This is a genomic window from Corynebacterium sp. HMSC076D02, assembly GCF_001813815.1.
GTDB classification, from domain to species: Bacteria; Actinomycetota; Actinomycetes; order Mycobacteriales; family Mycobacteriaceae; genus Corynebacterium; species Corynebacterium simulans.
Genome location: NZ_KV814082.1, coordinates 219,525 through 246,341 on the forward strand (window position 1 = coordinate 219,525; position 26,817 = coordinate 246,341).

At 59.7% G+C, this 26,817-nt stretch carries 24 protein-coding genes; 11 read left to right on the forward strand and 13 right to left on the reverse strand.

Annotated features, from left to right (window positions below):
- Positions 1 to 65: 65 nt before the first annotated feature.
- From infB to rimP, 4 genes are all read right to left on the reverse strand, one after another.
- Entirely contained in the window at positions 66 to 2,915 is a 2,850-nt protein-coding gene (gene infB, locus HMPREF2935_RS11650) for a translation initiation factor IF-2 (protein WP_070733321.1), read from the reverse strand.
- A 164-nt stretch (positions 2,916 to 3,079) separates the two neighbouring features.
- Positions 3,080 to 3,391 (reverse strand): YlxR family protein, encoded by a 312-nt coding sequence (locus tag HMPREF2935_RS12885; protein WP_082778614.1) that lies wholly within the window; start codon positions 3,389 to 3,391, stop codon positions 3,080 to 3,082.
- A 129-nt stretch (positions 3,392 to 3,520) separates the two neighbouring features.
- Positions 3,521 to 4,537: a transcription termination factor NusA gene (nusA, locus tag HMPREF2935_RS11655; RefSeq protein ID WP_061923138.1), complete on the reverse strand. Its 1,017-nt coding sequence runs from the start codon at positions 4,535 to 4,537 to the stop codon at positions 3,521 to 3,523.
- The gene (rimP, locus tag HMPREF2935_RS11660; RefSeq protein ID WP_061923141.1) at positions 4,534 to 5,100 is read right to left on the reverse strand and encodes a ribosome maturation factor RimP; all 567 of its coding nucleotides are present in this window, start codon (positions 5,098 to 5,100) and stop codon (positions 4,534 to 4,536) included. The genes nusA and rimP overlap by 4 nt, the downstream gene beginning before the upstream one ends.
- A 37-nt stretch (positions 5,101 to 5,137) precedes the next feature.
- Here rimP and HMPREF2935_RS11665 point away from each other — a divergent pair, with 37 nt between their 5' ends.
- Entirely contained in the window at positions 5,138 to 6,025 is an 888-nt protein-coding gene (locus HMPREF2935_RS11665) for a hypothetical protein (protein ID WP_070733323.1), read from the forward strand.
- Positions 6,026 to 6,307: 282 nt separating this feature from the next.
- Positions 6,308 to 6,502, forward strand: coding sequence for an MMPL family transporter (locus tag HMPREF2935_RS13730; RefSeq protein WP_201054749.1), 195 nt, complete (start codon positions 6,308 to 6,310; stop codon positions 6,500 to 6,502).
- Here HMPREF2935_RS13730 and HMPREF2935_RS11670 read toward each other — a convergent pair.
- Positions 6,471 to 6,848 (reverse strand): DoxX family protein, encoded by a 378-nt coding sequence (locus HMPREF2935_RS11670; protein WP_062044078.1) that lies wholly within the window; start codon positions 6,846 to 6,848, stop codon positions 6,471 to 6,473. The genes HMPREF2935_RS13730 and HMPREF2935_RS11670 overlap by 32 nt on opposite strands.
- A gap of 208 nt (positions 6,849 to 7,056) precedes the next feature.
- On the opposite strand from HMPREF2935_RS11670, the gene HMPREF2935_RS11675 reads away from it, so the two are divergent.
- Positions 7,057 to 7,392 carry a transglycosylase family protein gene (locus HMPREF2935_RS11675; protein WP_061923146.1) on the forward strand — a complete coding sequence of 112 codons (336 nt, stop codon included), beginning with the start codon at positions 7,057 to 7,059 and terminating at the stop codon, positions 7,390 to 7,392.
- Positions 7,393 to 7,842: 450 nt separating this feature from the next.
- Here the strand turns inward: HMPREF2935_RS11675 and HMPREF2935_RS11680 are convergent, their stop codons facing one another.
- Positions 7,843 to 9,612 carry a proline--tRNA ligase gene (locus tag HMPREF2935_RS11680; RefSeq protein ID WP_070733325.1) on the reverse strand — a complete coding sequence of 590 codons (1,770 nt, stop codon included), beginning with the start codon at positions 9,610 to 9,612 and terminating at the stop codon, positions 7,843 to 7,845.
- 31 nt (positions 9,613 to 9,643) lie between these two features.
- On the opposite strand from HMPREF2935_RS11680, the gene yaaA reads away from it, so the two are divergent.
- On the forward strand, positions 9,644 to 10,384 hold the full coding sequence (gene yaaA / locus HMPREF2935_RS11685) for a peroxide stress protein YaaA (protein WP_070733328.1): 741 nt from the start codon (positions 9,644 to 9,646) through the stop codon (positions 10,382 to 10,384).
- A gap of 17 nt (positions 10,385 to 10,401) precedes the next feature.
- Here the strand turns inward: yaaA and HMPREF2935_RS11690 are convergent, their stop codons facing one another.
- Positions 10,402 to 11,709: a DUF4921 family protein gene (locus HMPREF2935_RS11690; protein ID WP_179294359.1), complete on the reverse strand. Its 1,308-nt coding sequence runs from the start codon at positions 11,707 to 11,709 to the stop codon at positions 10,402 to 10,404.
- Between the two features lie 56 nt (positions 11,710 to 11,765).
- Between HMPREF2935_RS11690 and HMPREF2935_RS11695 the strand changes: the two genes are divergently transcribed.
- Positions 11,766 to 12,581 (forward strand): PhzF family phenazine biosynthesis protein, encoded by an 816-nt coding sequence (locus HMPREF2935_RS11695; protein ID WP_070433308.1) that lies wholly within the window; start codon positions 11,766 to 11,768, stop codon positions 12,579 to 12,581.
- A gap of 2 nt (positions 12,582 to 12,583) precedes the next feature.
- Positions 12,584 to 13,918, forward strand: coding sequence for a protein adenylyltransferase SelO family protein (locus tag HMPREF2935_RS11700; protein ID WP_070733331.1), 1,335 nt, complete (start codon positions 12,584 to 12,586; stop codon positions 13,916 to 13,918).
- Between the two features lie 9 nt (positions 13,919 to 13,927).
- Here HMPREF2935_RS11700 and mqo read toward each other — a convergent pair whose 3' ends face one another.
- Positions 13,928 to 15,430, reverse strand: a complete 1,503-nt coding sequence (gene mqo / locus HMPREF2935_RS11705; protein ID WP_070733333.1) for a malate dehydrogenase (quinone) — start codon at positions 15,428 to 15,430, stop codon at positions 13,928 to 13,930.
- Positions 15,431 to 15,747: 317 nt separating this feature from the next.
- Here mqo and HMPREF2935_RS11710 point away from each other — a divergent pair, with 317 nt between their 5' ends.
- The 4 genes from HMPREF2935_RS11710 (at position 15,748) to HMPREF2935_RS11725 (ending at position 19,334) form a co-directional block, all read left to right on the forward strand.
- Positions 15,748 to 16,782, forward strand: a complete 1,035-nt coding sequence (locus HMPREF2935_RS11710; protein WP_061923164.1) for an alpha/beta hydrolase — start codon at positions 15,748 to 15,750, stop codon at positions 16,780 to 16,782.
- 55 nt (positions 16,783 to 16,837) lie between these two features.
- Positions 16,838 to 18,229, forward strand: coding sequence for a mycothione reductase (gene mtr / locus HMPREF2935_RS11715; protein WP_070733335.1), 1,392 nt, complete (start codon positions 16,838 to 16,840; stop codon positions 18,227 to 18,229).
- Positions 18,230 to 18,569: 340 nt separating this feature from the next.
- Positions 18,570 to 18,944: a hypothetical protein gene (locus HMPREF2935_RS11720; RefSeq protein ID WP_070433242.1), complete on the forward strand. Its 375-nt coding sequence runs from the start codon at positions 18,570 to 18,572 to the stop codon at positions 18,942 to 18,944.
- Between the two features lie 33 nt (positions 18,945 to 18,977).
- A complete protein-coding gene (locus HMPREF2935_RS11725) occupies positions 18,978 to 19,334 on the forward strand; it encodes a hypothetical protein (protein ID WP_070433243.1) in 357 nt (118 codons plus the stop codon).
- 172 nt (positions 19,335 to 19,506) lie between these two features.
- Here HMPREF2935_RS11725 and map read toward each other — a convergent pair whose 3' ends face one another.
- The 5 genes from map to dxr form a co-directional block, all read right to left on the reverse strand.
- Entirely contained in the window at positions 19,507 to 20,376 is an 870-nt protein-coding gene (gene map / locus HMPREF2935_RS11730) for a type I methionyl aminopeptidase (protein ID WP_061923176.1), read from the reverse strand.
- 79 nt (positions 20,377 to 20,455) lie between these two features.
- Complete coding sequence (locus tag HMPREF2935_RS11735; RefSeq protein WP_061923178.1) at positions 20,456 to 22,312, reverse strand: penicillin-binding transpeptidase domain-containing protein; 1,857 nt, start codon at positions 22,310 to 22,312, stop codon at positions 20,456 to 20,458.
- Positions 22,313 to 22,414: 102 nt separating this feature from the next.
- Positions 22,415 to 23,578: a flavodoxin-dependent (E)-4-hydroxy-3-methylbut-2-enyl-diphosphate synthase gene (gene ispG / locus HMPREF2935_RS11740; protein ID WP_061923181.1), complete on the reverse strand. Its 1,164-nt coding sequence runs from the start codon at positions 23,576 to 23,578 to the stop codon at positions 22,415 to 22,417.
- Between the two features lie 9 nt (positions 23,579 to 23,587).
- The gene (locus HMPREF2935_RS11745) at positions 23,588 to 24,898 is read right to left on the reverse strand and encodes a M50 family metallopeptidase (protein WP_083313239.1); all 1,311 of its coding nucleotides are present in this window, start codon (positions 24,896 to 24,898) and stop codon (positions 23,588 to 23,590) included.
- A 15-nt stretch (positions 24,899 to 24,913) separates the two neighbouring features.
- Complete coding sequence (gene dxr / locus HMPREF2935_RS11750; protein ID WP_070733337.1) at positions 24,914 to 26,080, reverse strand: 1-deoxy-D-xylulose-5-phosphate reductoisomerase; 1,167 nt, start codon at positions 26,078 to 26,080, stop codon at positions 24,914 to 24,916.
- A gap of 158 nt (positions 26,081 to 26,238) precedes the next feature.
- Between dxr and HMPREF2935_RS11755 the strand changes: the two genes are divergently transcribed.
- Positions 26,239 to 26,688 carry a DUF2631 domain-containing protein gene (locus HMPREF2935_RS11755; RefSeq protein ID WP_061923190.1) on the forward strand — a complete coding sequence of 150 codons (450 nt, stop codon included), beginning with the start codon at positions 26,239 to 26,241 and terminating at the stop codon, positions 26,686 to 26,688.
- Positions 26,689 to 26,817: the final 129 nt, after the last annotated feature.

Below are 26,817 nucleotides of genomic sequence, written 5' to 3' on the forward strand. Positions count from 1 at the left end.
ATAAAATCGCCAGGGCTTCCCCCATCGGGGAAACACCTGGCGATTCTATTTATGCCGCTTGCGGACTAGGTACGCGGAACCTCGACCTCTTCGTAGGCCTGGATCTGGTCGCCCACCTGGATGTCCGGGTAAGACAGGACCATACCGCACTCGTAGCCGGCGTTGATCTCGTTTGCGTCGTCCTTTTCGTGGCGCAGGGACTCGATCTTGGCGTCGGAAGTAATGACGTTGCCATCGCGAACGAGACGGACCTTGCCGTTGCGCTTGACCTTGCCCTCGGTAACCATGCAGCCCGCGATGGTGCCGACAGCGGAGGACTTGAACAGCGCGCGGATTTCCGCAGCACCGGTGTCGCGCTCCTCGTAGATTGGCTTAAGCATACCCTTGAGAGCAGCCTCGACCTCTTCGATGGCGCGGTAGATAATCGTGTAGTAGCGGATATCCACGCCCTCGGCGTTAGCTTCCTCAGTTGCCTTACCCTCAGCGCGAACGTTGAAGGCGATGATGATTGCGTCGGAAGCCGCTGCCAGGGAGACGTTGGTCTGGGTTACAGCACCAACGCCACGGTCGATGATGTTGAGCTGTACCTCGTCGTCGATCTCGATGTCCAACAACGCATCTTCCAGGGCTTCCACCGAACCGGCGTTGTCGCCCTTGAGGATGAGGTTGAGGGTCGAGGTCTCCTTGAGAACTGCATCCAGATCCTCGAGAGAAACGCGCTTGCGAGCCTTTGCCTGCAGAGCGGAACGCTTACGAGCATCACGCTGTGCAGCAATCTGGCGTGCCACGCGGTCATCTTCCACCACGAGCAGGTTGTCGCCGGCACCCGGAACACCGTTGAGGCCCTGGACCTGAACCGGTCGGGACGGACCAGCCTCTTCGACGTCGTTACCGAACTCGTCAAGCATGCGGCGGACACGGCCGTGCGCATCGCCAACGACGATGGAGTCACCAACGCGGAGGGTACCGCGCTGGACGATGACGGTGGCAACCGGGCCGCGGCCACGGTCGAGGTGAGACTCGATGGCAACGCCCTGTGCGTCCATCTCTGGGTTCGCAGTCAGTTCAAGCGCTGCATCAGCAGTCAGGATGACTGCCTCAAGCAGGCTGTCGATGTGCAGATCCTGCTTTGCAGAGATATCGACGAACATGGTGTCGCCGCCGTACTCCTCCGGCACCAGGCCGTACTCGGTGAGCTGGCCACGGATCTTGTCCGGGGAAGCCTCTGGCTTATCGATCTTGTTGACTGCAACCACGACTGGGATGTCCGCAGCCTTGGCGTGGTTGATTGCCTCAACGGTCTGCGGCATGACGCCGTCATCTGCTGCGACAACCAGGATTGCCAAGTCAGTGGACTTCGCACCGCGTGCACGCATAGCGGTAAACGCCTCGTGACCCGGGGTATCTAGGAAGGTGATGGTGCGCTCGCCATCTTCCAGTTCAACGGTGGTCTGGTATGCACCGATGCCCTGGGTGATGCCGCCGGCCTCGCCCTCGCGCTCGTTGGTCTTACGGATGGAGTCCAAAAGGCGGGTCTTACCGTGGTCGACGTGACCCATGACGGTAACAACTGGAGGACGGTTCTCCAGCGCCTCTTCGCCGCCTTCGTCCTCACCGAACTTCAGGTCGAAGGACTCGAGCAGCTCACGGTCCTCGTCCTCTGGGGAGACGACCTGGACGTCGTAGTGAATCTCAGCGCCGAGCAGCTGCAGGGTTTCCTCGGAAACGGAGGCGGTTGCGGTAACCATCTCGCCCAAGTTGAACAGTGCCTGCACCAGTGCTGCCGGATCTGCGCCAATCTTCTCTGCGAAGTCAGCCAAGGAAGCACCGCGGCGCAGACGAATGGTCTTGCCCTTGCCGTCAGGCAGGCGTACGCCGCCTACCTCATGCTTCTGCTGCTCTTCAAACTCATGGCGCTTCTGACGCTTCGACTTCTTGCCGCGACGCGGTGCGCCACCTGGACGGCCGAATGCACCTGCGGTACCGCCGCGACGTCCGCCGCGTCCGCCACCGCGGAAGCCGCCTGGGCCACCTGGACCGCCTGGTCCACCCTGGCCACGCCCACCGCGGCCGCGGCCACCGCCGCCACCGTTGGAGGACCTAGACGGCATGGCTGCCGGGTTTGGACGCGAAGGCATCATGGCCGGCGATGGACGACGACCGCCGCCCTGCCCCTGACGCTGGTTGCCCTCGCCCTGGCCCGAGCGTCCGCCGCCCTTGCCGCCGCGGTTATCGCCTGGCTTACCGCCAGGACGCTGGCCCTTGGAGCCGCCCGGACGTGGTCCTGGACGGCCGCCCTCGCCACCACCCGTGGAGAACGGGTTGTTGGCCACGCGGCGGGTGCCGCCCGGCTTCGGCATGGGGCGAGGCATAGCGTTGCCTGGGTTTGGACGTTCTGCGCCCGGCTTCGGGGCAGACTTAGAAGCGGACTTGTCCGCGCCGTTTGCCTGTGGCTTCTGGCCACCCTTCGGGCCCGGCTTAGCAGCACCTGGCTTCGGGGCGCCTGGCTTGGCAGCGGACTTCTGCTCTGCCTGTGCGGAAGCGGAATCCTTTGCGGCAGGCTTTGCACCTGGCTTGGCAGCTCCCGGCTTCGGGGCGCCTGGCTTCGGTGCGCCTGGCTTTGGCGCGTTAGCTGCAGGCTTTTCTGCCTTGGCAGCGCCTGCAGCCTTAGCTGACTTAGCGTCCTTGGCAGCCTTGTTTGCGGCAGGCTTTTTCTCTGCCGACTTCTCACCGGCCAGCTTCTCGCCGCCGGACTGCGCCTCGTAGTGGGCGCGCATCTTCTTTACCACTGGAGGTTCAATGGTAGAAGAAGCAGTCTTGACGAATTCGCCCTGCTCCTTGAGCGTAGCGAGTAGTTCCTTGCTGGTTACTCCGAGCTGCTTTGCGAGCTCGTGAACACGTAGCTTTCCGGGCACTTGTCTCCTTGTGATCGTTACTAGGAGCCAAGGCCTGGAAGTGGCCTGACCCCTAGTTAATGGCTATGGACTTTCATCGCTGATGCTTCATCGTTGTGCGCTCATCAGTGTTCGGTCTTCCTTTAACTCTGGCTCGTGAAGGCGCGGTGCCTTCACGAATGCACCTATGATTCGCCGGCTTTCGCCAACTTCTCCAGGTACTCACGTACGTGACCTGTATCCACGTCAGTGGATAACCGAAGCGCGCGCCGAAATGCTCGGGTGCGCTCCGCCAGCTCTAATGCAGAAAGTTCCGGGCTAATCCAGGCTCCCCTTCCGGGAAGGCGGCGCCGCGGATCCGCCACGACACGTCGGCCGCTTGGGTCATCGCGGTCAACGACAACACGCAATAGCTGCGTATCGGGAAAGCGGCGGCGCGTAGCAATACAGGTACGAATACGTACGTGAGGGTCTGACTGTGGTTGTCTCAGTGACATCCAACTCCCTTACGTTTTCGCGCTTACCTGAAAAACGCCACAGCTTTTCTGCATGTGGGCCGTTATCTAGCTTACGCGAAAACCTGGCAGAACCTTAATTAGTACCTTTATCCCTGTGCAGCTCGACTACTAGTTGGATTTTGCATCGGAGTGGATGTCGATCTTCCACCCGGTAAGACGCGCCGCCAGGCGGGCGTTCTGGCCTTCCTTACCAATTGCCAAAGACAACTGGTAATCCGGAACGGTCACGCGCGCAACCTGTGCTTCGTGGTCGATGACCTCAACGCGGACAACCTTAGACGGCGCCAGGGAGTTGCCCACGTAGACGCTTGGGTCCTCGCTGTAGTCGATGATGTCGATCTTCTCGCCGCCGAGCTCACGCATGATGTTGTTGACGCGCTGGCCGCGTGGACCAATGCAGGCACCCTTGGCGTTAAGCCCCTTGGCGTGGCCCACCACTGCCACCTTGGAGCGGTGTCCGGCCTCACGCGCGATGGCCACCAGCTCAACGGTGCCGTCGCCCACCTCAGGGACTTCCAGCTCGAACAGGCCGCGCACCAGCTCCGGGTGGGTGCGCGAAAGGGTGATCTGCACCTGCGCGCCGTTGCGGGTAACTCCCACAACATATGCCTTGATACGGTCACCGTGCTCGAGTTTCTCACCCGGCAGCTGCTCAGCGGGCAGCAAGATAGCGTCCTGGGAATCCAGTTCAGTACCGAGCTGGACCACAACGACGCCGCGCTCGTTGGCGCGCACATCGCGCTGGACGACGCCGGATACGACGCGCCCAGTCAGTTCCGAATAGGACTCATAGGTTTGCTCGGCTTCTGCCTCGCGCAGCTTGCGGATGATGGCCTCGCGCACTGCCTGCGCACCGAAGCGACCAAAGTTTTCTGGCGTATCGTCGTATTCGCTCAAAGTCTCGCCAGTTTCCAGGTCGGTCTCCGTGACGATGACGGAAACTGCACCGGTGTCGGCGTCTATGTCTACGCGGGACTTGGTGCCCTCCGCCTTGGTTTCTGCCGACTGCTTGCGATAATCCAGGTACGAATACAACAAGGCACTCGCGATCGCTTCGAGCAGGTCCTTGACGTGGACGCCGCGCTCGTTCTGGATCGTACGGAGTGCCTCTAGATCAATATTCACTTTTCATCCTCTCGGGTTGCCGAGTTCTGCTCGGCGTATTCAAACGTCTGCTGCGCTGCCTCCTGCTCGTCCGCAGAAGGTTTAGCAAATTCAATTTCTACCACCGCGCGGTGGATATTTTCCAATCGCTCGATGCGGAATTGGACGTCCTTCTTCACCGTAGTGATAAGCGCTACCGCAGCCTCATCCGCGGAAAGCGCACCAATACGAGCCACTTCGGTCTGGCCCGGAGTGGTTTCAAATGCGACGAGGCGGCCACGGTTGCGGCGCCAGTGGCGCGGGGCGGTAAATGGCAGATCGACGCCCGGGGTAGAGACCTCCAGGGTGTAGCCTGCGCCAAAGTTCAACTCGCCTGATTCTTCCTTGGCATCGAAGAATTGGGAGATCTGATTGGAGACTTCTTCCAGGACATCGGAGCTCGGGCGCGTATCACCATCGATGCGGATGATGACCTGGGATTTCTTTCCCGCCTTGGTGGTCTTTACGTCCTCCACGTCGAGTCCGCGGGGCTCCAGCAATGGTTGGAGTAGTTCAGTTAATTGTTCTGCATCTGGAAAAGCCATGCGCTCTAGCCTAACTGTTACGTGTAAGGTCTTTTGCGTGAACCGCCGTGCCCTAGCCCCCATCGCAACGCTTACCGCCCTTGGCGCACTCGCGCCCGCGCTGAGCGGATGCCAAGCCGTCGACTCCATCGTCGACTACTTTGGCCCCCGTCCCGATGAGGCACTCGTGGGCTTAGGCCGCAGCGCCGACGCGGACGCGCAGCAGCTCGCTGCGGTCGATCCCCACGCTTCGCAGTTGCGCTCCGAGCAGGCCGACGCCCTTTATGCCGAGGTCGAGCGGCTTTGCGGCCGCAACGAGAAAGGCGCTGCCCCGCGCTCCTGCGAGGTCCAGCGCGACCCGCAGGCCGCCGACCAAGAGCCGGCCGCAGAAAATATTGATGTCATCGAAGTCATGGACCAAGCCGCGGTGCATACCCGCGACGCCCTGAGCGAGGTCAGCGCGGAGTCCCGCGCGCTGGTGACCAACCAGGCCATCATCTTGGACGCGTGGGAGCCTTCCCAGCTGCCGGAGTCCCCGGAGCTTGATCCCAGCGAAGCCGCCCGCGCCCGAGAGCTTCTGGAATGGGAATACGAGCAGGTCTACGGCCTGGACTTCGCCCGCTCCTACGCCGCGCCGTCGATGGAAGAAAACATCGATGACCGCCTCGAGATGCACGAAAAGCGCATCGCAGCGCTGCAAAAGGCACTCGCCCCGCTTGGCGAAGTCCCCCAACCGGCCCCCGCTTACGAGCCAACGCCTGAGGAAATGCCGCTGCCTAGCGACGCTGCTTCCGCCCAAGCTTTCGTCGACCACCTGGGGTGGAATGACTCCCTCGAGTGGTCTTCTGCCGCGTCACAAGCCGCCGCCCCCACTGCCGAGGGCGAGGAACGCGTGGCCTGGCGCAACTGGCTCATCGCCGTTGCTGCCCAATCCCGCGGTTTATAGAAAAGCGTGAATCCCTAAACAAATCTTCGGGCCCCGCCTTAAGGCTGGGCTTTTACAATGGCCAGGGTGTCTCACCAGAAAATACGCCACTTTAGATGGCTCGCTCATCCCTAGCAAGGACGGCAACTCAGCCATCGTGCCAGTCCAGGTAACGGCCGGGACCTCTACCGAAAGCGCCGACAAGGTCACCCAGCTGCGCGAGTACTTCGGTGAGCACGCCGGCACCCGCAGCGAGGGCTCTGTACTGGTAGGCGACCCCGACTCCCAGCTAGCTGACGAAGAATCCGCGGCCGCGAGGATGCCCGAGCCGATACCCGCCGGGTCGCTCGGAGTGTTCTACTCGATACACTCATCGTGCGCACCGTCTTGGTACCGGCCTTGGTCCAGATCCTCGGCGAGAAGTTCTGGTGGCCCGCACACCTAAAGCGGGCTGCTACGAACAGCGCTAGCGCACAAGCTGCAACGCCTCGCGAATAATCAGCAACTGTGCTGGCTGACGCAGCGCGTGATAGAGCTTCTTACCTACGCCCGTGGAGGATTGATTCCAATCCTTGCGGGCGTGATACATATTGGCGGGCCATACCGCGAGCAACAGTGCTACTGCGGACCAGCCGCCGACGGAACGTGTGCGCTCATTAATTACTGCTGCACCGGTGGCCAGCTCCCAGATACCTGAGGCATAGTTATAGAACCGCGCACCGCCTGGCAGACGCGGCGGCACGATGGATTCAAATTCTTCCTTCTTCACAAAGTGCAGCGTGCCCATGCTTAGCATCACAGAGCCAAACGTAAGGGCACGGGCACGCTTCCAATCAATAGCCATGCCCTGACTCTACATCGCCGAGTTTTCTCCACCGAGCCCACAGCCGCTTAAGGCTTACTGAGTAGCGGCCAGACAATGAGCAGCAAACTTTACGACGCATTTCATTGCGAGGGCCCTCCCACCGCTTTTACGTTGGTTGGCCATGGACACACCGGAGATACCGCGTGGGTGTTCCTTTAATGACACAAAGAGAAGGAGAACTTTCTCAATGCGTTCAAAGAAGAAGTTTGCAACCCTGTCCGCTGCCGCTGCAATGGGCGTTGCCGCACTGGCGCAACCTGCCGCAAACGCTGCCCCGGCCTCCGCATGGGAACAGGTTGCAGCATGCGAGTCCGGTGGTAACTGGCAGATCAACACGGGCAACGGCTACTACGGTGGCCTGCAGTTCAATGCACAGACCTGGAGCAGCTTCGGCGGCCAGCAGTACGCCCCAACCGCTGACCAGGCAACAAAAGAGCAGCAGATTGCTGTTGCCGAGCAGGTCCTGACTACCCAGGGCGCCGGTGCTTGGCCAAACTGTGGTGGCCCGGTAGGCGGCTACTAAAGCCACACTCATACGTGCCATAAGGCCCTGCCCCTCGAACCGAAAGGGGCAGGGCCTTCGCGTATCCACAGCAACCCACCGCTTTGCATCCCCCATCAACGGACCGCTTTGCATCCCCCATCAACGTACTTCTGTGTGCAAATAGGCCGCCTAAAACACGGCAAACAGCTGCCCTATTTACACAGAGCGGTACTCACCCTCTAGCGGCTCACCTCAACCCCCGCGCACCGCACCCCACAAAGCGCACCGCACCCCACAAACCGCACCACCCCACACGGAAACGCCCCGCGAACCCGCGCGGCCGGAGTGACCCCAACTGCCAGGTACTTATATATGCAAATAAGGCCCCCAAATCACAAGATTGGAAGCCTTATTTACATACAGCGGTACCTGCGCCTTAACAGCGCGCTCTTAACAGCACGCGCCAACAGCGCACTCTAACGGCACGCCTCAACCGCGCACGAGCTCCAAGAGCTTGTCCACGATCTGCTCAGCTGGCACCTCAAGCGTTTCGCCACCACGGATGCGCAGCTCGATGATGCCATCGGCAAACGAGCGGCCAAGGATGGCGATGAACGGCATACCCAGCAGCTCAGCGTCCTTGAACTTCACGCCCGGAGATACCTTCGGACGGTCGTCAAAGAGAACCTCGATGCCAGCAGCATTCAGGTCCTCGACCAGCTTCTGCCCTGCCTCAAGCGCAGCGGCGTCCTTGTTCGCCACAGCCACGTGCACCTGGAAAGGAGCAACTTCAACCGGCCAACGCAGGCCCTTCTCGTCAGCCATCTGCTCGGCCAAGACAGCCATCATGCGGGAGATACCGATGCCGTAGGAGCCCATGGTCGGAACCGCACGCTTGCCGTTCTCATCCAGGATCTGAACATCGAATGCCTCGGTGTACTTGCGGCCCAACTGGAAGATGTGGCCCAGCTCGATACCGCGCTCCAGGGTCAGGGTGCCCATGCCGTTCGGTGCCGGATCGCCTTCCTTGACCTCGGCGGCCTCGATGAACTCGTCAACCTCGAAGTCGCGGCCAGCAATACAGCCCACCACATGGTGATTAGCCTCATCAGCACCAGTGATCCAGGAAGAGCCCTTCACCACGCGCGGATCCGCATAAACCTTCACGTCGTTTGCGTTGAGCGCACGCGGGCCCACGTAGCCGCGAACCAGGAATGGGTTCTTCTTGAAGTCTTCGTCACCGGCCAGCTCATACTCGGCAGGCTCAAGGGAGGCCTCAAGGCGCTTTTCGTCTAGCTCGCGGTCGCCCGGAATCAGAACAGCAGCTAGCTGCCATTCCTTTTCTTCCTCACTTGCCGCAGGCTGTGCCACCTTGATAACCATGCACTTCAGGGTGTCAGCGGCTTCCACCGCACGGCCTTCAACCTCGATGCCTTCAGAGTTAGCCCACTGCACCAAAGAGTCAATGGTCGCAGCATCAGGCGTCTGGTAAACCTTCGCCTCTGCCTGGCCTTCAATTGCCTTTTCTTCCGGCACAGGGGTAACCACGGCCTCAACGTTAGCCGCGTACTCGCCCTCCGTGGCGCGTACGAAGGTGTCCTCACCTGCCGGAGAGACAGCCAGAAATTCCTCGGACGCGGAACCTCCCATGGCACCAGAGGTTGCCTTGCAGATGGCGTAATCAATCTTCAGACGGTTGAAGATGTTCTGGTAAGCCTTGCGGTGGCGCTGGTAGGACTCGTCCAGGCCCTCGTCGCTCATGTCGAAGGAGTAGGAATCCTTCATCACAAACTCGCGGCCGCGGAGGATGCCCGCACGCGGACGCTCCTCATCGCGGTACTTGGTCTGGATTTGGTACAGGGTAACCGGGAAGTCCTTATAAGAGGAGTACATGTCTTTTACCGCCGAGGCGAACATCTCCTCGTGCGTCGGGCCGAGCAGCATGTCTGCGCCCTTGCGGTCCTTCAGGCGGAAGAGGTTATCGCCGTACTCGGTCCAGCGCTGGGTCTGCTCATACGGCTCACGCGGCAAAAGGGCCGGGAAGAGCATCTCCTGGCCGCCGATTGCGTTCATCTCCTCGCGCACGATGTCTTCAATCTTGGACAGGGTGCGCAGGCCGAGTGGCAGCCAGGTGTAAACGCCCGGCGCGGCGCGGCGGACGTAGCCTGCACGAACGAGGAGCTTGTGGCTGGTTACTTCGGCATCTGCCGGATCTTCGCGCAAGGTGCGAAGGAAGAGATTCGAAAGGCGAGTAATCATGCCTAGCACTCTACCCCGCTAGTATTTAGCTATGCTCATTCTCCTCCCTCCTTCTGAGACGAAAGCCCCCGGCGGCACCGGTGCCCCGCTCGACTTCGGAGCATTGTCCTTCCCCTCGCTGAACCCGGCGCGCCAGGAGATCGCGCAGGCGCTTGCCTCTCTCGAGGTGGATGAGGCGATGATTCAGCTAAAGCTCTCGGAAAAGCTCCGCGGGGAGGCCGAGGCCAACCAGGTAATTTATAGCTCTCCTACCCTGCCGGCCATCGAACGGTATACGGGTGTGCTTTATGACGCGCTGGATGCCGCCACGCTTTCCGACGCCGCTCGTTCCCACCTAGCCATCGGCTCCGCCTTGTTCGGCATCGTCCGCGCCGATGATCTGATTCCGCATTATCGTCTCTCCGGCGGAACGAAGCTGAGTGGAAACACTATGAAGTCTTGGTGGGGTAAGGCGATCACTGAGGCCTTGGAGGAAGTCGCGGCCCATGAGCTGGTGGTCGATATGCGCTCTGGCACCTACCAGCAGCTGGGCAAGCTCAAGACGGCGGCCACGGTTCGCGTGGAATCGGTTCAGCCTGATGGCTCGCGCAAGGTCATCTCTCACTTCAACAAGCACTACAAGGGCCTACTCGCCCGCCACGTGCTCAGCCAGCCGGTGCTTCCAACCCCCTTCGAGGAGTTTTCCGCAGCCGCCGCAAGCTTCCCCGAGTGGGAGACGGAAATCCGCGGCAGCGAGCGCGCCCCAGAATTGGTGCTCGTGCTTGACTCCTAGGACCGAACACCGGCAAATTAGCTGTTATAGCGCAGGCTATTGCGCTCTAGGCTGCATTCGGTGGCAATCGCAATCCCGGAGGCAAGCTTGCCTCGCTCGCGCAGGCGGTACAGCGAATCAACGATGCGGTCGCGCAATCCCCACGGCGAGATGGTGTTGATATAAATCTTGGTCCCGCCCTCAAAGCCGGCCAGCGTGGACACGCGCAGTTTGATCATCACTCGCCACGGCTGCGCGAGGTCGACCGATGGCGCCTTGTGGTGCCATTCCTCATTACAGGCCACATCGGGGCCAACTGCCGCATGGGCCGCGTGGATAAGGTCAGACATTCCGCGGATTTCCCCAGGCGTTTGCTTCCACGGCTCGCAGTGCTCGGACTTGGAGAAGATCTCCAGTGTGGGATAGCGATGGCCAAAACCGGCAAAGAGTACCGCATAATCGTTTTCTGCAATCACCAGGTTGTGCTGCGCCGCGTAGCCTACGGCCCAGTCGTTGTACATGTTGGGGTGTGCACGCAGGATGTCGTTTTCATGCGCGGCCGACATGCTGAGGTCATCTATGGCCACCAGCTGCTTGTGCAGATGGTCAAAGGAAGCCCCGGCGGGCGCCAGCCAGTTCTGGAAGGCCACCACATAGTCGGCGTAGCGGTTGCGCTCATAAAGGTCACGCATGGAGTCTGCGGTAAACGAAGTAAAGAGGAAATGCTCGTCGGGGCTGAGCGTGCCAGACGAGGCCAACTGCGAATCATCGGTAGCACCGTCCACAAAGTGGCGCGCGCCAATGATGACATCGTGACCGCCACCGAAAAAGCAGCCGGCGTGTGTAAGCAGTTCCTGCTCCCCTAGGTCCGCATCTCGACCGGCCGCCCTGAGCTTCGTCCGCACGATGTTTAGAACGTGCTCGCGGCCTACAGGATTCGCAATGTAGCCCTCCATCCTCTCTTTAGTCTCCGCGTCCATCTCATACTCGTAGTTGGCCTTCCAGTAGTCGAAGGAGACGATCTCAAAGAGGTTCGGTACGCGCCTAAAAGCAGGCTGGGTTGCATCCAACGAATCTGGCGCAACCCCACGCACTATCTCGCCAGAGGCTAAGATGCGTGATTTCTCAGGCGGGGTTTCCAGCTTGCGCGAAGAACAAAAAGCACAGGTGTTTCGCGCGGCATCGGCAGCCAGCGGTTGGGAGCTAGAGGCGGTATGCGCAAACGGACGATTCCCGCGGCCTGGAACGGTCCATACCTCGGTTCCGGAGAAGGGATTGACCTGTTTGACGGTGCCATCCGCCATTACTTGAATTGGCTCGATGCGGCTAAAAAGTGCTTCGCTCATGTTCCATAGGATAGACCGCGGCATGGCGGCTTGCGCGGGCTCGTAAGCTGGTGGCCATGCACCTTGATTACTTCGAAGTCGATGTCTTCGCCACCACGGCCTTTAGCGGCAATCCACTAGCTGTCATCGCCGGGGCGGATGAGCTTTCGACCGAGCAGATGCAGCGCATTGCTAACTGGATCAACTTCTCGGAGACGACGTTCCTGTTGCGCCCTACGACCGCAGACGCTGACTACCGGGTGCGTATCTTCACGCCGCACGAAGAATTCGCTTTCGCAGGTCACCCCACGTTGGGCACAGCACGGGTGTTCTGCGAGCTCACTGGACATACAGGCGACCTCGTTCAGGAATGCGGCGTTGGGCTGGTAGACATCAAGGAAGAAAGGGAAGTCTTTTCCTTTGCCACCCCCGCGCTTTACAAATCTGGGCCATTGAGCGCGGCCGAGCTGAGCGAGTCCGCCGCAGCACTCGGCATCGATGAGGCCGAAATCTACGACGCCGCATGGGCAGACAACGGCCCCGGCTGGCGCCTGGTGCAGCTTCGCGACGCCGCCGCGGTCCGCACACTGCAGCCCAACAACGCGCGCGACATCAAGGTCGGTGTCGTGGGACTTGAGTCCCCTCAACAAGCAGGTCAACCGCTCTACGAGATACGGGCATTTACCCCTAGTTTCGAAGACCCAGTCACAGGATCTCTCAACGGCGCGGCAGCCCAATTCATGCGCGAGCGGGGCCTGGTACCGGCTAGTTACACCGCACGGCAGGGCAGCCAGCTTGGCAGGAACGGCTTGGTGCATATTACTGACGACGGCGCTAATGTCTGGGTCGGTGGAAACGTCCACGTACGAGTTCGCGGAAGCTTGGAGGTTTAGGCATGTCACTTCCCTTCGAACTGCACCACACCTTTGCTAAGCACCTTCCCGGCATGGCGCGGGAAAGCCGCGGCGAGCAGCAACCTGCGCCCCGCCTGCTCATCTTGAACGAGGATCTAGCTACTGAGCTGGGCCTCGACCCAGAGTGGCTGCGCAGCCCCGCTGGAATCGATTTCCTTTGCGGGCGCAGCGAGGATAGCCCGGCACACGCGATGGCCTATGCCGGTTACCAATTCGGCCAATTCAATCCGCGCATGGGCGACGGCCGCGCCTTACTACTGGGTGAAATCGAGACTCCGGAAGGCCTGCGCGATCTCCATGCGAAGGGAACCGGCCCTACCCCGTACTCGCGCCCTGGGGCTGACGGGCGCGGAACAGTCCGTTCTATGTTGCGCGAGTACCTGTTCTCGGAGGCGATGCACGCGCTGGGCATTCCGACGACGCGCTCGCTAGCGGTCCTTTCTACTGGCCGGCGCATCCAGCGCCAGGTGGAGGAGGAAGCCGGCATCTTGGTGCGAGTAGCTGCCAGCCACATCCGCATCGGTTCTTTCCACTACGCGGCGCAAACAGGCCAGCTACAGCAGCTGGCGGATTTCACGATCGCCCGGCATTACCCTGGCGCGAGCTACAAGGAGCTGTTTACCCGCGCCCTCGACGCCCAGATTGCTACGGTCGTAGCCTGGCAGCACGTAGGTTTCATCCATGGCGTGATGAACACGGACAACACCACCCTGTCTGGCGAGACCATCGACTACGGACCGTGCGCCTTCATGGAGACCTACGATCCTGATACTTGCTTTAGCTCCATCGATACCCGCGGTCGTTACCGCTTTGGACACCAGCCCGACTTCCTGAGCTGGAACTTCGCGCGTCTGGCGGAGAGCATGTTGCCGCTTTTCGACGCCTCCCCCAACGAGGCCATCAACTTCGCCCAAGAAACCATCAACAGCTACCACGAGCGCTTCGCTTCTCAACTTGAGCGCGACTTCGTCAAGCGCTTTGGCATCGGCACCGATGCTGAAGTCAGCGCTAGCAAGCACGCTAATCTCCGCAGTGAGTACTTCACCGAGCTGGTAGAAAAGCAGCCGGACTTCACGCTGGCCAACCTAGAGCTGTGGGAGAAGCTGCACGGTACGCAGCCGACGAATCCGCCCGGCGGCCAGAAGAACAGTACTGTTCCGCGGATCATCCCGCGCCCGCACAACGTGGAGGAAGCGCTGCTCGACATTGACGCCTTCCAAGAATTCTTGGACGCCATTACTCGCCCGTTTGCGCCCAACGCCAAATACGAAACGCCCGGCAACCTTGAGGGCTACCGGACGTACTGCGGAACTTAGGCGAAGTTTTTACTTCTCGTCGAGCTTGAGGGTCTTCTGAGTGTAGTCCCACATCTCGTCGTAGAGCTTCTTATCCTTGGCCAACTTGATGCCATAGGAAGGAATCATCTCCTGGATCTTGTCGCCCCACTGGATCATGTTCTCGCCGAAGCAACGCTCAAGCAGCTCGATCATGACGGCCGGGGTAATAGAAGCGCCCGGGGAAGCGCCGAGTAGGCCGGCGATGTTGCCCTCTGGGTTGTTAACGAGGGTGGTGCCGAACTCGAGGGAGCCGAAGTGCGGTGCAGCGGCCGACTTGATGACCTGAACGCGCTGGCCGGCGATGACGGTCTCCCAGTCTGCTGGGTCTGCGGAAGGAACGTATTCCTTCAGCGCCTCGACGCGCTTGTCGAAGTCCTTGAGAACCTCGGAAACCAGGTACTTGGTCAGGCCGAACTCCTGCACGGCAACGCCGAGGTAGGAAGGAATGTTGTCCGGGCGGATGGACTTGAAGAGGTCGAGGTAGGAGCCCTTCTTCAGGAACTTCGGAGACCAGCCACCGTATGGGCCGAACAGCAGGCCCTCTTCGCCGTCGATGACGCGGGTGTCAAGGTGCGGAACAGACATCGGAGGAGCGCCGACGGCAGCCTTGCCGTACACCTTCGCGTGGTGCTGCTTGACCAGCTCAGGGTTCTTGGAACGCAGCCACAGGCCGGAAACTGGGAAGCCAGCAAAGCCGGAGACCTCGCGGACGCCTGCTTTGCGCAGCAGATTGAGTGCGTATCCGCCAGCACCAACGAAGACGAACTTCGCGCGGACCACGGAGTAGTCACCGGTGTGCAGGTTCTTGGCGTAAACCTTCCAGGTGGAGCCGTCGCGCTTGATGTCAACGACCTCGTGGCCGTAACGGATCTCGGTGCCGGAAGCCTTTGCAGCGGTAAAGAACTGCTTGGTCAGTGCACCGAAGTTTACGTCGGTGCCTGCCTCGGTCCAAGAAATTGCAACCTTCTTGGAGTTGAAGTCGCGGCCTTCGGACATCAGCGGCAGCTTCTCCTGGAATACTGCGTCGTCGTCGGAGAACTGCATGTTCGGGAACATGTGGTTGTCCTTGAGGGCCTCGAAGCGGCGCTTCAGGTAATCAACCTGGATGGAGCCCTGTGCGAAGGACACGTGTGGGACCGGGTTGATGAATGCCTTCGGATCGGTCAGGATGCCGTTGTTGAGCTGGTGAGACCAGAACTGGCGAGAAACCTGGAACTTCTCATTAATGCCCAGAGCCTTAGAAATGTCGATGCGACCGTTCTTTTCTGGGGTGTAGTTCAGCTCGCACAGCGCAGAGTGGCCGGTACCAGCGTTGTTCCATGGGGAGGAGGACTCCAGAGCAGGTCCATCGAGGCGCTCGAAGACCATCTGGGTCCAGCTTGGCTCCAGCTCGCGGAGCATAGCGCCCAGGGTGGCGCTCATGATACCGGCGCCTACGAGGGCTACATCTACCTCATCTACAACTTGTGCTGTCTTCTTGTCGGAGGACACCTTGCTATTACCTCTTCAGATTGAAAGTTATTGCTCCTGGACAAAGCTCTCGCTGGTGAACAAGAGCCTTTAGTATCTTACGTTCTCGCCCACCTTTTACATTCCACTATCAGGAGAACAAAGCCCGCGGCGGCTTTGGTCACGCAAAGGCCAGGCAACTGCCCTAATCCTTTGTCGCTGACAACGGCACATAACAAGGGACGCGTCACGCATTACCAAACCACCATACGCCCTGAATGTAGAAATTGGGATTCTTCAACCGGGAAAATGTCCGTTTTTCACAGTCCGTATCACCCCACTTTGCCTAGACTGTACATATGACTGAGTCAACTCTGCAATGGAAACAAGACATTTTGGGCACGGGTTTCCAAGCCGCGGCCTTGCCCCTAGGCGCCGACCCCGACGGCGAAGGCGAAGTCGAGGCCACCTTGATTCGCTATACAGGCACCGCGAACGACGCCGACGAAGCCACGGACCGACAAGACGCCGAGCACACCGGGTTAGATAGCCGGGTCGCCGTCGTGTGGGTTCACGGCATGACCGATTACTTCTTCCAGGCGCACGTGGCAAAGCACTTCCACGAGAAGGGTTACGCGTTCTACGCCCTCGATCTTCGCAAGTGCGGCCGCTCCCGGAAGCCGAACCAGAAGTGGCATTACATCACGAACATGCACCACTACTTTTTGGACTTAAACGCGGCACTCGACGCCCTCCCGCAGGACAAGGTCGTGTTCTTGGGCCACTCCACCGCGGGTTGCATCCTTCCGCTGTGGCTTGACCAGTTGCGCCGTTGCGACGAGCAGCGCCACAACCGCATTGCAGGGCTTATCCTCAATAGCCCATGGCTTGACATGATGGGTGTGCCGAAGCCGGCTTACACGGTGCTCAAACCAGCCATCTTCGCTTTGGGCAAGCTCGCCCCCACTCTTCCGCTTTACGGCGGCAATCTCACGGCATTCGGTGATTCCATCCATTCCAGCCGCTATGGCGAGTGGAACTATGACCTTGAGAAGAAGCCCCTGGCGGGCCACAAGAAATATATGGGATGGATCCGCGCGGTGTTTAAGGCATTCGACGCCATCCACTCCGGCCGCATCGATGTCGGTGTGCCAATCCTGACGCTGACGTCTACCAAGTCGAATTTCACTGCACCGTATTCGGAGGAAATCAACTACGTGGACGCGGTAATTGATGTCAAGCAAACGCAGCGCTGGGCCAAGGAGCTGGGCACGCACTACACGTTGCACCCGATTGAGGGCGCGCGCCATGACGTGTTCTTGTCTCGGGAGCCGATCCGCGACGAGGCCTTCCACGTAGTCGATGAATGGTTGCCGGGCATACTCAAACCCTAGCTAAAACAAACTGAATAAAGGCACCCTAAACGTTTCCTAAATAATAAGGAGAAAAATGACTTCGCAAGATTCCACTTTCCCGGGCGCTGAACGCTTCGACCTGATCATTATCGGTACCGGTTCCGGCAACTCGATTCCTTCGGAGGATTTCGAGGATAAGAAGATCGCAATCGTCGAGGAAGGAACCTTTGGCGGCACTTGCTTGAACGTGGGTTGCATTCCGACGAAGATGTACGTCTACGCAGCCGACTTGGCGCACGCAGCGAAAGAGGGAAAGCGCCTGGGAATTGATGCGCAGGTAAATAATGTGGACTGGGAATCCATTATTGAGCGCGTCTTCGTCAACCGCATCGACAAGATTGCCGAGGGCGGCGAGGCTTACCGACGCGGCGATGAGACGCCGAATATTACGGTCTTTGACAAGCACGCCACGTTCTTAGGCCCCAAGGCAATTGCGGTGGGCGATGAAGTCATTACTGGCGAGCAGGTCGTCATTGCGGCGGGCTCTCGCCCATCTATTCCTGCGGTATACAAGGATTCCGGCGTGAAGTTCTATACGAACGAGAACATCATGCGCATGCCTAAGCAGCCGGAGAGCCTGATTATCGTGGGCGGCGGCTACATTGCCATGGAGTTTGCCCACGTCTTCGATGGTCTTGGTACGAAGGTCACGGTGGTCAACCGTTCCGAGAAGCTCCTGCGCCACCTGGACCACGACATTGTGGAGCGCTTCAACAAGCTCGCCCGTGAGCGCTTCGATGTTCGCATCGCGAATGCCCAGAGACTGGAGGAGACTGCGGAAGGTGTAGCGCTGACACTGGAGGATGGTTCCACAGTTGAGGCCGAGGCAATCTTGGTGGCAACGGGCCGCAAACCAAACGGCGACTTGATGGACTTGGACAAGGCAGGCATTGAGATCCGTGAGGACGGCCGCATCAAGGTCGACGAGTTTGGCCGCACCTCCGTGGAGGGCGTTTGGGCGCTTGGCGACGTCTCGTCTCCCTACATGCTCAAGCACGTTGCGAATGCAGAGATGCGCACGGTGCAGCACAACCTCCTTCACCCTGAGGAGCTTCAGGCTATGCCGCATGAGCACGTCCCGGCGGCTGTTTTCACCCATCCGCAGATCGCGAGCGTTGGTCTAACGGAGGAAGCAGCCCTCGAACAGGGGTACAACATTACCGTTAAGGTTCAGAACTACGGGGATGTTGCCTATGGATGGGCCATGGAAGATAATTCAGGAATTTGTAAGCTAATCGCTTGCAAAGAAACCGGCCGCCTACTAGGCGCACACCTAATGGGACCCCAAGCATCGACGCTAATCCAGCAACTCATCACCGCCATGGTTTACGACGTTGACATGCGCACATTTGCTCGGAAGCAATACTGGGTCCATCCAGCTCTGCCAGAGCTCGTAGAAAACGCAGTCCTTGGATTAAACTGGTAAATGACTGCATTACGTGACCAACATCACAATCACCCCCACGGGGAAGCCCCAGAAAGAGAGTTTGCCCACTTGAGCGCGGGGACCATCCCGAAATCCATCGTTGTAAATCCGATAGGTTTCGGGGGCAGCCCCGAAAACTTTCTAAATCAAATTACAGACGTGACGTGCAATTTAAGTGCATATGGGCTAACTTGATTGAGGACACCGGCTCGAGCCGATATTAAACCGGCGACCGTGTGTTTCTGGAAATGCTCTGAAAGCAATTTCGGAAGTAGTTTCCACAAAACACTTAGGTTTTCCATCGAAAGCCTTGCAAGTACGACATTTAAGGATTTTTGATATGCGTATCCGCAATGCAGCCCTCGCCGGCGCAACCGCAATCGCTGTAGCATTCGGCGGCACCACCGTTGCTTCCGCTGCTGAGACCGCTGACGGTTCCTCCTACGACGGAATCTTCGCTGGTTCTTCCAACGACCTGGCAAACTCCGAAGGCGAGACCAAGGGCGAAGGCTCCCTGTCTTCCAAGATCGATCTCGAGAACGATCAGGCCACCAATGGCCGCGACATCTTTGGTTCCTCCAAGGACTTCTCCGCAGTTCCGGCATGGGCTAAGGCTCTCTACGCTGCAACCATCGTTGGCGGCATCGGCGCTCTCGTTGGCGGCGTCATCGGCCCTGTTTACAACTTCATCGTTCACGGCCCGTTCGCTCGCTAATCAGCACTATCAAGAATTCCGAAAGGCAAAATAATGCGTAACTTCCGTACCGCTGCTGTTGCACTCGCAACTGCTACCACCGTCGCTTTCGGCGGCGTTTCCGCTGCGTCCGCAGCAGAGCCTGACACCCAGTCCCAGACCTCCTCTTTCTCTGGTTCCTCCAAGCTCGGTGACTGGCTGAAGGCTGATGAAGAGGTTGTCGGCACCGATCTTCTTGGCAAGGAGACCAATGACGAGAACAACGACGCACCCTGGTCCCTCGTTTGGCGCGATGGCACCATCGCTGCTGGCATCGTTGCTGCTATCGGTGGCCTGATCGCTGCTTACAACCAGGCTGTCTACACCGGCATCCTGCCGCAGCACATCCTGGACCCAATCTTCCGCCGCTAATTCACGGTAGAAGGTTCTAGGACTTTCAAAGCGCTGGCGCTCCTCCCCTTTTGGGGACGGAGCGCTTTTCGCGTATCTGGGCTCAGTATTGAGTCGGGTCAGATAGAAAAAGTGGCGCCTTCCAAGATGGAGGGCGCCACTATATAGTGTTGGCTTAGGTTTCTAGCTTCGGTTAGTTCTCGTCTGGCAGCGTGAGGATTTCGGCGCCGTCGTTGGTGATGACGAGGGTGTGCTCGAACTGTGCGGTGAACTTGCCGTCAACGTTCTGCACGGTCCAGTCATTGTCCCAGATTTCGTAATCAAGGGAACCGAGGTTGATCATCGGCTCGATGGTAAGGGTCATGCCTGGCTCGAGGATGTCACGGTACGTGGTGGAATCGTAGTGCAGAACCACGAGGCCGTTGTGGAAGGTAGGGCCAACGCCGTGGCCGGTGAAGTCACGGACAACGTTGTAGCCAAAGCGGTTGGCGTAAGACTCGATAACGCGGCCAATGACATTAACCTCACGGCCTGGCTTTGCCGCCTTAATGCCGCGCATCATTGCCTCGTGGGTGCGCTCAACGAGGAGCTTGTGCTCCTCAGAAACGTTTCCGGAGAGGAAGGTAGCGTTGGTATCACCGTGGACACCATTCTTGAATGCGGTGACGTCGATGTTTACGATGTCGCCATCCTCAATCACGGTGCTATCCGGGATACCGTGGCAGATGATCTCGTTCAGCGAGATGCAGCAGGACTTCGGGAAGCCCATGTAACCCAGCGTCGAAGGGTATGCACCATGATCCAGCATGTACTCATGCGCGATGCGGTCCAGCTCATCAGTCGTAACGCCAGGAGCGACAGCCTTACCGGCCTCCTGCAGGGCGTTAGCGGCAATCTTGGATGCCTCGCGCATGGCCTCAATGGTCTCAGGGGTCTGAACGAAAGGCTCACCCATTGCTTCTTGGACGGTTTCCTTCCAGACGTACTCCGGGCGCTCAATGGAATCCGGAACGGTACGGATCGGGGTGGGCTTCTGAGGGGTCAATTTTGCGCGATTACTCATGTTTGACCATGTTAGTCCTGTTCCCCACCCCGCGGCTAACCAGGTTAAGTGCTGCGGCTAGAGCTGGGTTTTGTGCGTTCTATTCGCCTTCTTGTGGCGCGGGCGCCGAACCGTTGCCCTCGGCGCGGTAAGCGTCGAGCTTCTGCAGGAAGTTGTCGGTGATGTTGACCGAGGTATCGGAACCACCGCCCAAGACAACGAGCGTGGCGAAGGCGATGTCATCTTCGCGGTAGCCTGTGAACCAGGCGTGGGAGCCTTCGTTGATCTCAGCCTCACCGGTCTTGCCGTAAATGGTGCCGCCGGCCTTCATGCCCGATGCAGTACCGCCGGTGACCACCGCGCGCATCATGTCGCGGACATTCTCCAGCACGTGCGGGTCAGGTGCCGGGGCGTCCTCAGACGCCTTCGTCTTGTGGTTCGACAGCAGAGTCGGCATCGGCGTCTTGCCGGCCGCCACCGTTGCAGAAACCAAGGCCATGCCGAACGGGCTAGCCAAGTCCGCGCCCTGGCCATATCCTGCTTCGGTGCGCTCCAACGGAGTCTTGCCCTCTGGAATGGAGCCCGTGATAGTGGTCAGCCCCGGGATGTCGTAATCAATGCCCAGGCCGAACTCCTTGCCCGTCTTCGCCAGCTCGCCTTCCTTCAAGTTGGTCGAGACCTCAGCGAAGGTGGTGTTACAAGACTGTGCAAAAGCCTGGCGCATCGGCACGCTGCCCAGCGAAAAGCCGTTGTAGTTGGTGACGGTGCGGCCAAACAGATTCATCGTGCCCGGGCACGGGACGATGGTATCCGCCGTAGCGCCCTGCTTATCCACCGCGGCCGAGGCCGTGATGATCTTGAACACCGAGCCCGGAGGGAACTGACCCTGCAGCGCGATATCACCCTTCTTGTCTGCCTGCTCAGTCTGCGCAACGGCAAGGATCTCACCGTTGGAGGGGCGGATGGCAACGAGCATCGCCTCGGAGTCAGCGCGCATGTTCACCGCTTCCTGGGCCGCGCGCTGCACATTGTAGTCCAAGCCAACGCGAATGGAGGGAGATTCCTCGGGTTGATGCAGCTCGACGTCGCTAAGCGCGGCACCGTTTTCATTGACCACCGAAATAGACCAACCAGAATTGCCCTCGACCTCATCCGAAACAATCGAGCGCACGCGCGCCAGGATATCCGGGGCCAGGCCCGTCTCCCTCGTCACCATCGCAGGCTCCTCGTTCAAACGCACGCCTTCGATGTGCTCCAACTGCGGGCGCACCTGCTCCGCCTGGGCCTCATTGAGCATCGTCACCGAGTAGCTATTGCCCTCAGAGCCCTCCAGCTCCTTAGCTAACTCCCCCGCGTCCTTCTCAGGCACGGAATCGTCCTGGGCATGCGCCTGGTTCAACGCGCTTGAAATCTTGGCAGCCAGCGGGCGCATATCCCCCGCCTTTTCCTTGTCCACCACCACGCGGTACTGCAGGCCCGGCGATAGTAGCTCCACGCCGTCGGAGGAAACCACGCTCGCACGCTTGGCGTCAATGGCGCGCAACTCCAAGTGCTGATGCGCTCCCAAGTTCGGGTGAACCAGGCTCGGCTGCCAGCGCACCTGCCAGTCCTTGTCCTTCTTGGTCAAGGTCATCTCGGTGTCGTAGCTCAAGGTGCGGTCCTTGGGCAGATCCCACGTCACCTTGTACTTGGCCGTGGCGTGCGAGTCATCCTGGGTTACATCACCAAGCTCAATATCAAGACCTTCTGCCTGCAGGCCCGAGTAGGTGGCATCCAGCGTAGACGTGGTGGCGTCCGGATTATCCACCAGCGTTGCCAGCTCATCGTTGTTGCGGGCTTCCATGTCCGCGATGAATTTTTCCGCAACAGGCTCCGCCGAAACAGGTTTCGGCGTGCACGCCACCAGCGAGCTAGCCCCAAACGAAGCCGCACATAGCAGCGCCACCATCTTTCTCATGTTTCGGCATACTAGCAGCCGAAAGAGACAAAAAGTCCACCCCACACCGAAGTGTGAAGCGGACAATTTTTATCGTGTTTTATGCTGAGTTTTCTGTGGGCTCTAGCGGGTTACGCGGACCTCAGCCTTGGCACCCTCGACGGCCTCCAAGCCTTCCTCGTCAGCAATGCGCATTGCTTCCTCGATGAGGGTTTCCACAATCTGGGACTCAGGGACAGTCTTGATGACCTCGCCCTTGACAAAGATCTGGCCCTTGCCGTTGCCGGAAGCAACACCCAAGTCAGCATCGCGAGCCTCACCTGGGCCGTTAACAACACAACCCATAACAGCCACGCGCAGCGGGAACTCCATGCCCTCGAGACCGGCGGTAACTTCCTCGGCGAGCTTATAAACGTCCACCTGGGCACGGCCACAGGACGGGCAGGAGACGATCTCCAGCTTGCGTGGACGCAGGTTTAGCGACTGCAGAATCTGGTCACCAACCTTGATTTCCTCAACCGGATCGGCAGAAAGCGAAACGCGGATGGTATCGCCAATGCCCTCAGAAAGCAGGGCGCCGAAAGCCACGGAGGACTTGATGGTGCCCATGAACTTCGGGCCTGCCTCGGTAACGCCGAGGTGCAGCGGGTAATCGGTCTTCGCAGCCAGCTGGCGATAAGCCTCAACCATCAGGACTGGGTCAGAGTGCTTCACGGAAATTGCGATGTCGCCGAAGCCATACTCCTCAAAGAGGCCAGCCTCCCAGATAGCGGACTCGACGAGAGCCTCTGGGGTGGCCTTGCCGTACTTTTCGAGCAGGCGCTTATCCAGGGAACCGCCGTTGACGCCGATGCGGATCGGGATGCCAGCGTCACCGGCTGCCTTAGCAACTTCCTTGACGCGGCCGTCGAACTCCTTGATGTTACCCGGGTTCACGCGGATAGCCGCGCAGCCGGCATCGATGGCCTGGAAGATGTACTTCGGTTGGAAGTGGATATCCGCGATGACCGGGATCGGCGACTTCTTCGCAATCGCAGGCAGCGCCTCGGCGTCGACTGGCTTCGGGCAAGCAACGCGCACGATGTCACAACCGGTGGCGGTCAGCTGCGCAATCTGCTGCAGCGTGGCGTTAACGTCGTGGGTCTTGGTGGTGGTCATGGACTGCACCGAAATCGGGTGCTCGGAGCCAACGCCAACAGGGCCTACGAAAAGCTGACGCGTTTTGCGTCGCGGAGCCAAGGTAGGAGGTGGGCCGTCTGGGATACCAAGACCGATTGGGGTCGACATGAATGCTCCTTAACCAAGCATGGAATTTAAATGGGGATTTAACGTCACCACTTTAGCACCGCTAAGTGGTGCGCCTCTTGCCCGCCCTGCGCCCGAGGCGAGCAATAGCGCTAAGCCGAAGAGGCGGATCGGGTTGACCACATCGGCGACGATGATGAGCGCACCAACCACCATCAGCACGGCCGCGATGGCATAAGTAATAGGCATCAAGGCTGTGTAGTCGGCCGGACCCTTCGGCTCCTTGCCAAGCAAGCGGCGGATGGCGTCGCGAATCTTTTCATAAATGATGACCGCAATGTGACCGCCATCAAAAGGCGGCAGCGGAATGAGGTTGAACAAAGCCAGGAAGAAGTTCAGCGTCGCCAGCATCATGAAGAAGGTCGACCACAGGCTACGCTCCACCAGCTCGCCGCCTACCCGGGAAGCGCCAACCACGGACATCGGACCGTTGACATCGCGCTCGTGACCAAAGATGGAGGCCACTACCCCAGGTACCTTGGCCGGGAACTGAATGATGCCGTCGACAGTCGCGTCTAAGACATAGCCCGCATAACGCGCCGTGGCCGGGAAGGCGCCGATAAAGTCATGCTTTTCCGTGGTATCTACCGTCTGGTTGACCAGGCCGATGGAGCCGGCGTCGACAAGCGCACCCTCCTGATTCAAAAGCTTGACCGAATCCAGAGTGATCTCCAGCGTCTTGTGCTGGCCATCGCGCTCGACCTCGAGTTGCACCTTCTCCCCCGGGCGCGGGAAGACCTCCTCACGCAGCTGCGCAAAGCTTTCCAAAGGCTTGCCGTCCAAGGCCACGACGATGTCGCCGACCTTCACTCCAGCCTTGCCCGCAGGCCCCTCGCCCTGGCAGTCCGCAAACTCGCCCTGCTGGTTCTGCTCTGCCGAGCAAACCACCTCGCCCACTCGTGGGCGCACGTCTGCATCCGGGTTCGGAATGCCCGCCGTCATGGCGATGAGCAGCAAGATGACAAAACCCAAAAAGAGGTTGACCATGATGCCGCCAGCCATCACGATGACGCGCTGCCATGCCGGCTTTTTGTACATCGCATGCGGCTCTTCCTCCTCCGTGAGGAAGTCATCTTGTTCCGTCATGCCCGCGATGTCGCAGAAACCGCCCACCGGGAAGGCCGCTAGGCCGTACTCGGTGTGCCCGCGAGTAAAGCTCGCGATCTTGGGGCCAAAGCCGATGTAGAAACGGCGCACACGCATGCCAAAAGCACGAGCGCTGAACATGTGTCCAGCCTCGTGCAAAGCAACGGTGATACCGATTCCCAGGGCGAATAAAACGATGCCCAGGATATTTGCCATAGTGGTGAAAGCTTTCTAGTTAGCCAAAGTGTCCACCAACGCGTTTGCGCGCCGGCGGGCCTCGCCCTCAACGGCGATTACATCATCGACGGATGAGGGTACACCAGCGAACTGGGAGGCCTCCCCCACGACCTTGTCAACCACGTCGACGATCTCTGGGAAGTGGATGCGGCCTGCCAAGAAAGCCGCCGCAGCCTCCTCGTTCGCGGCGTTGTAGACCGCCGGATGCGTGCCACCCGCCTCCGCCGCGGCACGGGCAAGGGAAACGGCGGGGAACGCGGCGTCGTCAAGCGGCTCAAAGTGCCAATCGTGCGCCTTGGAAAAATCGAGTGCCGGCTGCGCACCGGGCACGCGATGCGGCCAATCCAGCGCCAGGGAAATCGGCAGCTTCATCGAAGGCGGCGATGCCTGAGCAATGGTGCAGCCATCCTTGAAAGTAGCCATGGAATGAATGATGGACTGCGGGTGCACCGTAACGTCGATGCGCTCGGGGGCAATGTCGAAGAGCAAGGTTGCCTCGATAAGCTCCAAGCCCTTATTAATTAAGGTCGCGGAATTAAGCGTATTCATCTGCCCCATGGACCACGTGGGGTGCTGCGCCGCTTGCTGCGGGGTCACGTCCCACATCTCCTCACGCGTGCGGCCACGGAAAGGGCCACCCGAAGCCGTCAACACGAGCTTGTCCAGCTCCCCTTCCGCGCCGGATCGCAGGCACTGCGCCATGGCGGAATGCTCGGAATCGACCGGGATGATCTGGCCCGGCTTTGCCATGCGGGTGACAATATGGCCGCCGGCCACCAGAGATTCTTTATTGGCCAGAGCAAGAAACGCCCCCTGCTCCAGCGTGGCGATGGTAGAGCGCAGGCCCATCGAGCCCACCAAGGCGTTGAGCACCTTGTCTGCTTCGACTTCGCGCACCAACTGCTCAGCGGCATCCGCGCCCGTGCGCACCGGGCCTCCCAAGGCTGCGGAGACTTCGCGTGCAGCCTGCTCACTAGCCACCGCCACGTGGTCAAACGAAAGATTGAGAGCACGGGCCTGCTCTATCACTAATTGCGGGTTGGAACCGCCCGCGGCGATGCCGACTACTTGGAATTTATCCGGGTTATCGGCGATAACTTCCAGTGCCTGGGTGCCGATGGAGCCCGTGGACCCGAGAATAAGAATGCGCTGTGTACTCACCTCTCCAACCCTAGCGAGCCGCGGCCAAAATAGGGTGAGCGAAATTGCCGGGGGTGTTTCTTCGCTAACGCGGCGAGGATGATTTAAACTACTACACAGAATAAATGGCATTTCATGTGCGCGCGCAGAGTGCGCCATGTACACGCAAAGGAGAGCAAGTGTCTTCCCACAAGCCGGCACCGCAGGTTTTCGACGGCGTTTCCACTGAGGACGTCCCGTCCGCAGGTTTTGGTTGGTCCCGCATCAGCCGCTCTGGCGTTCAGATCGCTGGCTGGATTTCTGTACTCTTCCTGCTGGCCTACAACTTCGGTAACCACAAGGGCCACGTTGAGACCGTCTGGCTCATCGCTCTTGCCGTCGTTCTTGCTCTGGGCCTTATCATCTTCGCCCTGCGCCCGAACCTCTCCCAGGTGCGCACCGTCACCGCTCGCAACCAGCCGGTTGGCCACGTTGAGCCGGACTGGGTATATGACCAGAAGACGGTTTCCGGCTCCTACGCTGAGCTTAACGACGCAGAGCTGCGCGCCCTGAACATCGACCCAGCTCGCGTTTCCCACCTGCGCGTCGAGCGCGGCACCGCTCGTGCAGCCCGCAAGGCAATGCACTAAGCGCATACGCGAAATACTCCCCGCCACCCACGTTGCTGTTGGGTGACGGGGAGATTTTTATGCGCTTTATAGCTGAAGCGCCGCCCAAGGCGAGCTTGGGCGGCGTGAATGGGTTGGGCGGCGTGAATG

Bases quoted from the DNA above. Each gene is read 5' to 3' on its own strand.
- map (WP_061923176.1), bottom strand. From the start codon at position 20,376: ATGAGTAATCGCGCAAAATTGACCCCTCAGAAGCCCACCCCGATCCGT.
- HMPREF2935_RS11700 (WP_070733331.1), top strand. From the start codon at position 12,584: ATGTCACTTCCCTTCGAACTGCACCACACCTTTGCTAAGCACCTTCCC.
- HMPREF2935_RS11670 (WP_062044078.1), bottom strand. From the start codon at position 6,848: ATGGCTATTGATTGGAAGCGTGCCCGTGCCCTTACGTTTGGCTCTGTG.
- HMPREF2935_RS11710 (WP_061923164.1), top strand. From the start codon at position 15,748: ATGACTGAGTCAACTCTGCAATGGAAACAAGACATTTTGGGCACGGGT.
- yaaA (WP_070733328.1), top strand. From the start codon at position 9,644: ATGCTCATTCTCCTCCCTCCTTCTGAGACGAAAGCCCCCGGCGGCACC.
- mtr (WP_070733335.1), top strand. From the start codon at position 16,838: ATGACTTCGCAAGATTCCACTTTCCCGGGCGCTGAACGCTTCGACCTG.
- HMPREF2935_RS11720 (WP_070433242.1), top strand. From the start codon at position 18,570: ATGCGTATCCGCAATGCAGCCCTCGCCGGCGCAACCGCAATCGCTGTA.
- HMPREF2935_RS11695 (WP_070433308.1), top strand. From the start codon at position 11,766: ATGCACCTTGATTACTTCGAAGTCGATGTCTTCGCCACCACGGCCTTT.
- HMPREF2935_RS11680 (WP_070733325.1), bottom strand. From the start codon at position 9,612: ATGATTACTCGCCTTTCGAATCTCTTCCTTCGCACCTTGCGCGAAGAT.
- rimP (WP_061923141.1), bottom strand. From the start codon at position 5,100: ATGGCTTTTCCAGATGCAGAACAATTAACTGAACTACTCCAACCATTG.
- ispG (WP_061923181.1), bottom strand. From the start codon at position 23,578: ATGTCGACCCCAATCGGTCTTGGTATCCCAGACGGCCCACCTCCTACC.
- HMPREF2935_RS11675 (WP_061923146.1), top strand. From the start codon at position 7,057: ATGCGTTCAAAGAAGAAGTTTGCAACCCTGTCCGCTGCCGCTGCAATG.
- HMPREF2935_RS11725 (WP_070433243.1), top strand. From the start codon at position 18,978: ATGCGTAACTTCCGTACCGCTGCTGTTGCACTCGCAACTGCTACCACC.
- HMPREF2935_RS11735 (WP_061923178.1), bottom strand. From the start codon at position 22,312: ATGAGAAAGATGGTGGCGCTGCTATGTGCGGCTTCGTTTGGGGCTAGC.
- HMPREF2935_RS11690 (WP_179294359.1), bottom strand. From the start codon at position 11,709: ATGAGCGAAGCACTTTTTAGCCGCATCGAGCCAATTCAAGTAATGGCG.
- HMPREF2935_RS11745 (WP_083313239.1), bottom strand. From the start codon at position 24,898: ATGGCAAATATCCTGGGCATCGTTTTATTCGCCCTGGGAATCGGTATC.
- HMPREF2935_RS12885 (WP_082778614.1), bottom strand. From the start codon at position 3,391: ATGTCACTGAGACAACCACAGTCAGACCCTCACGTACGTATTCGTACC.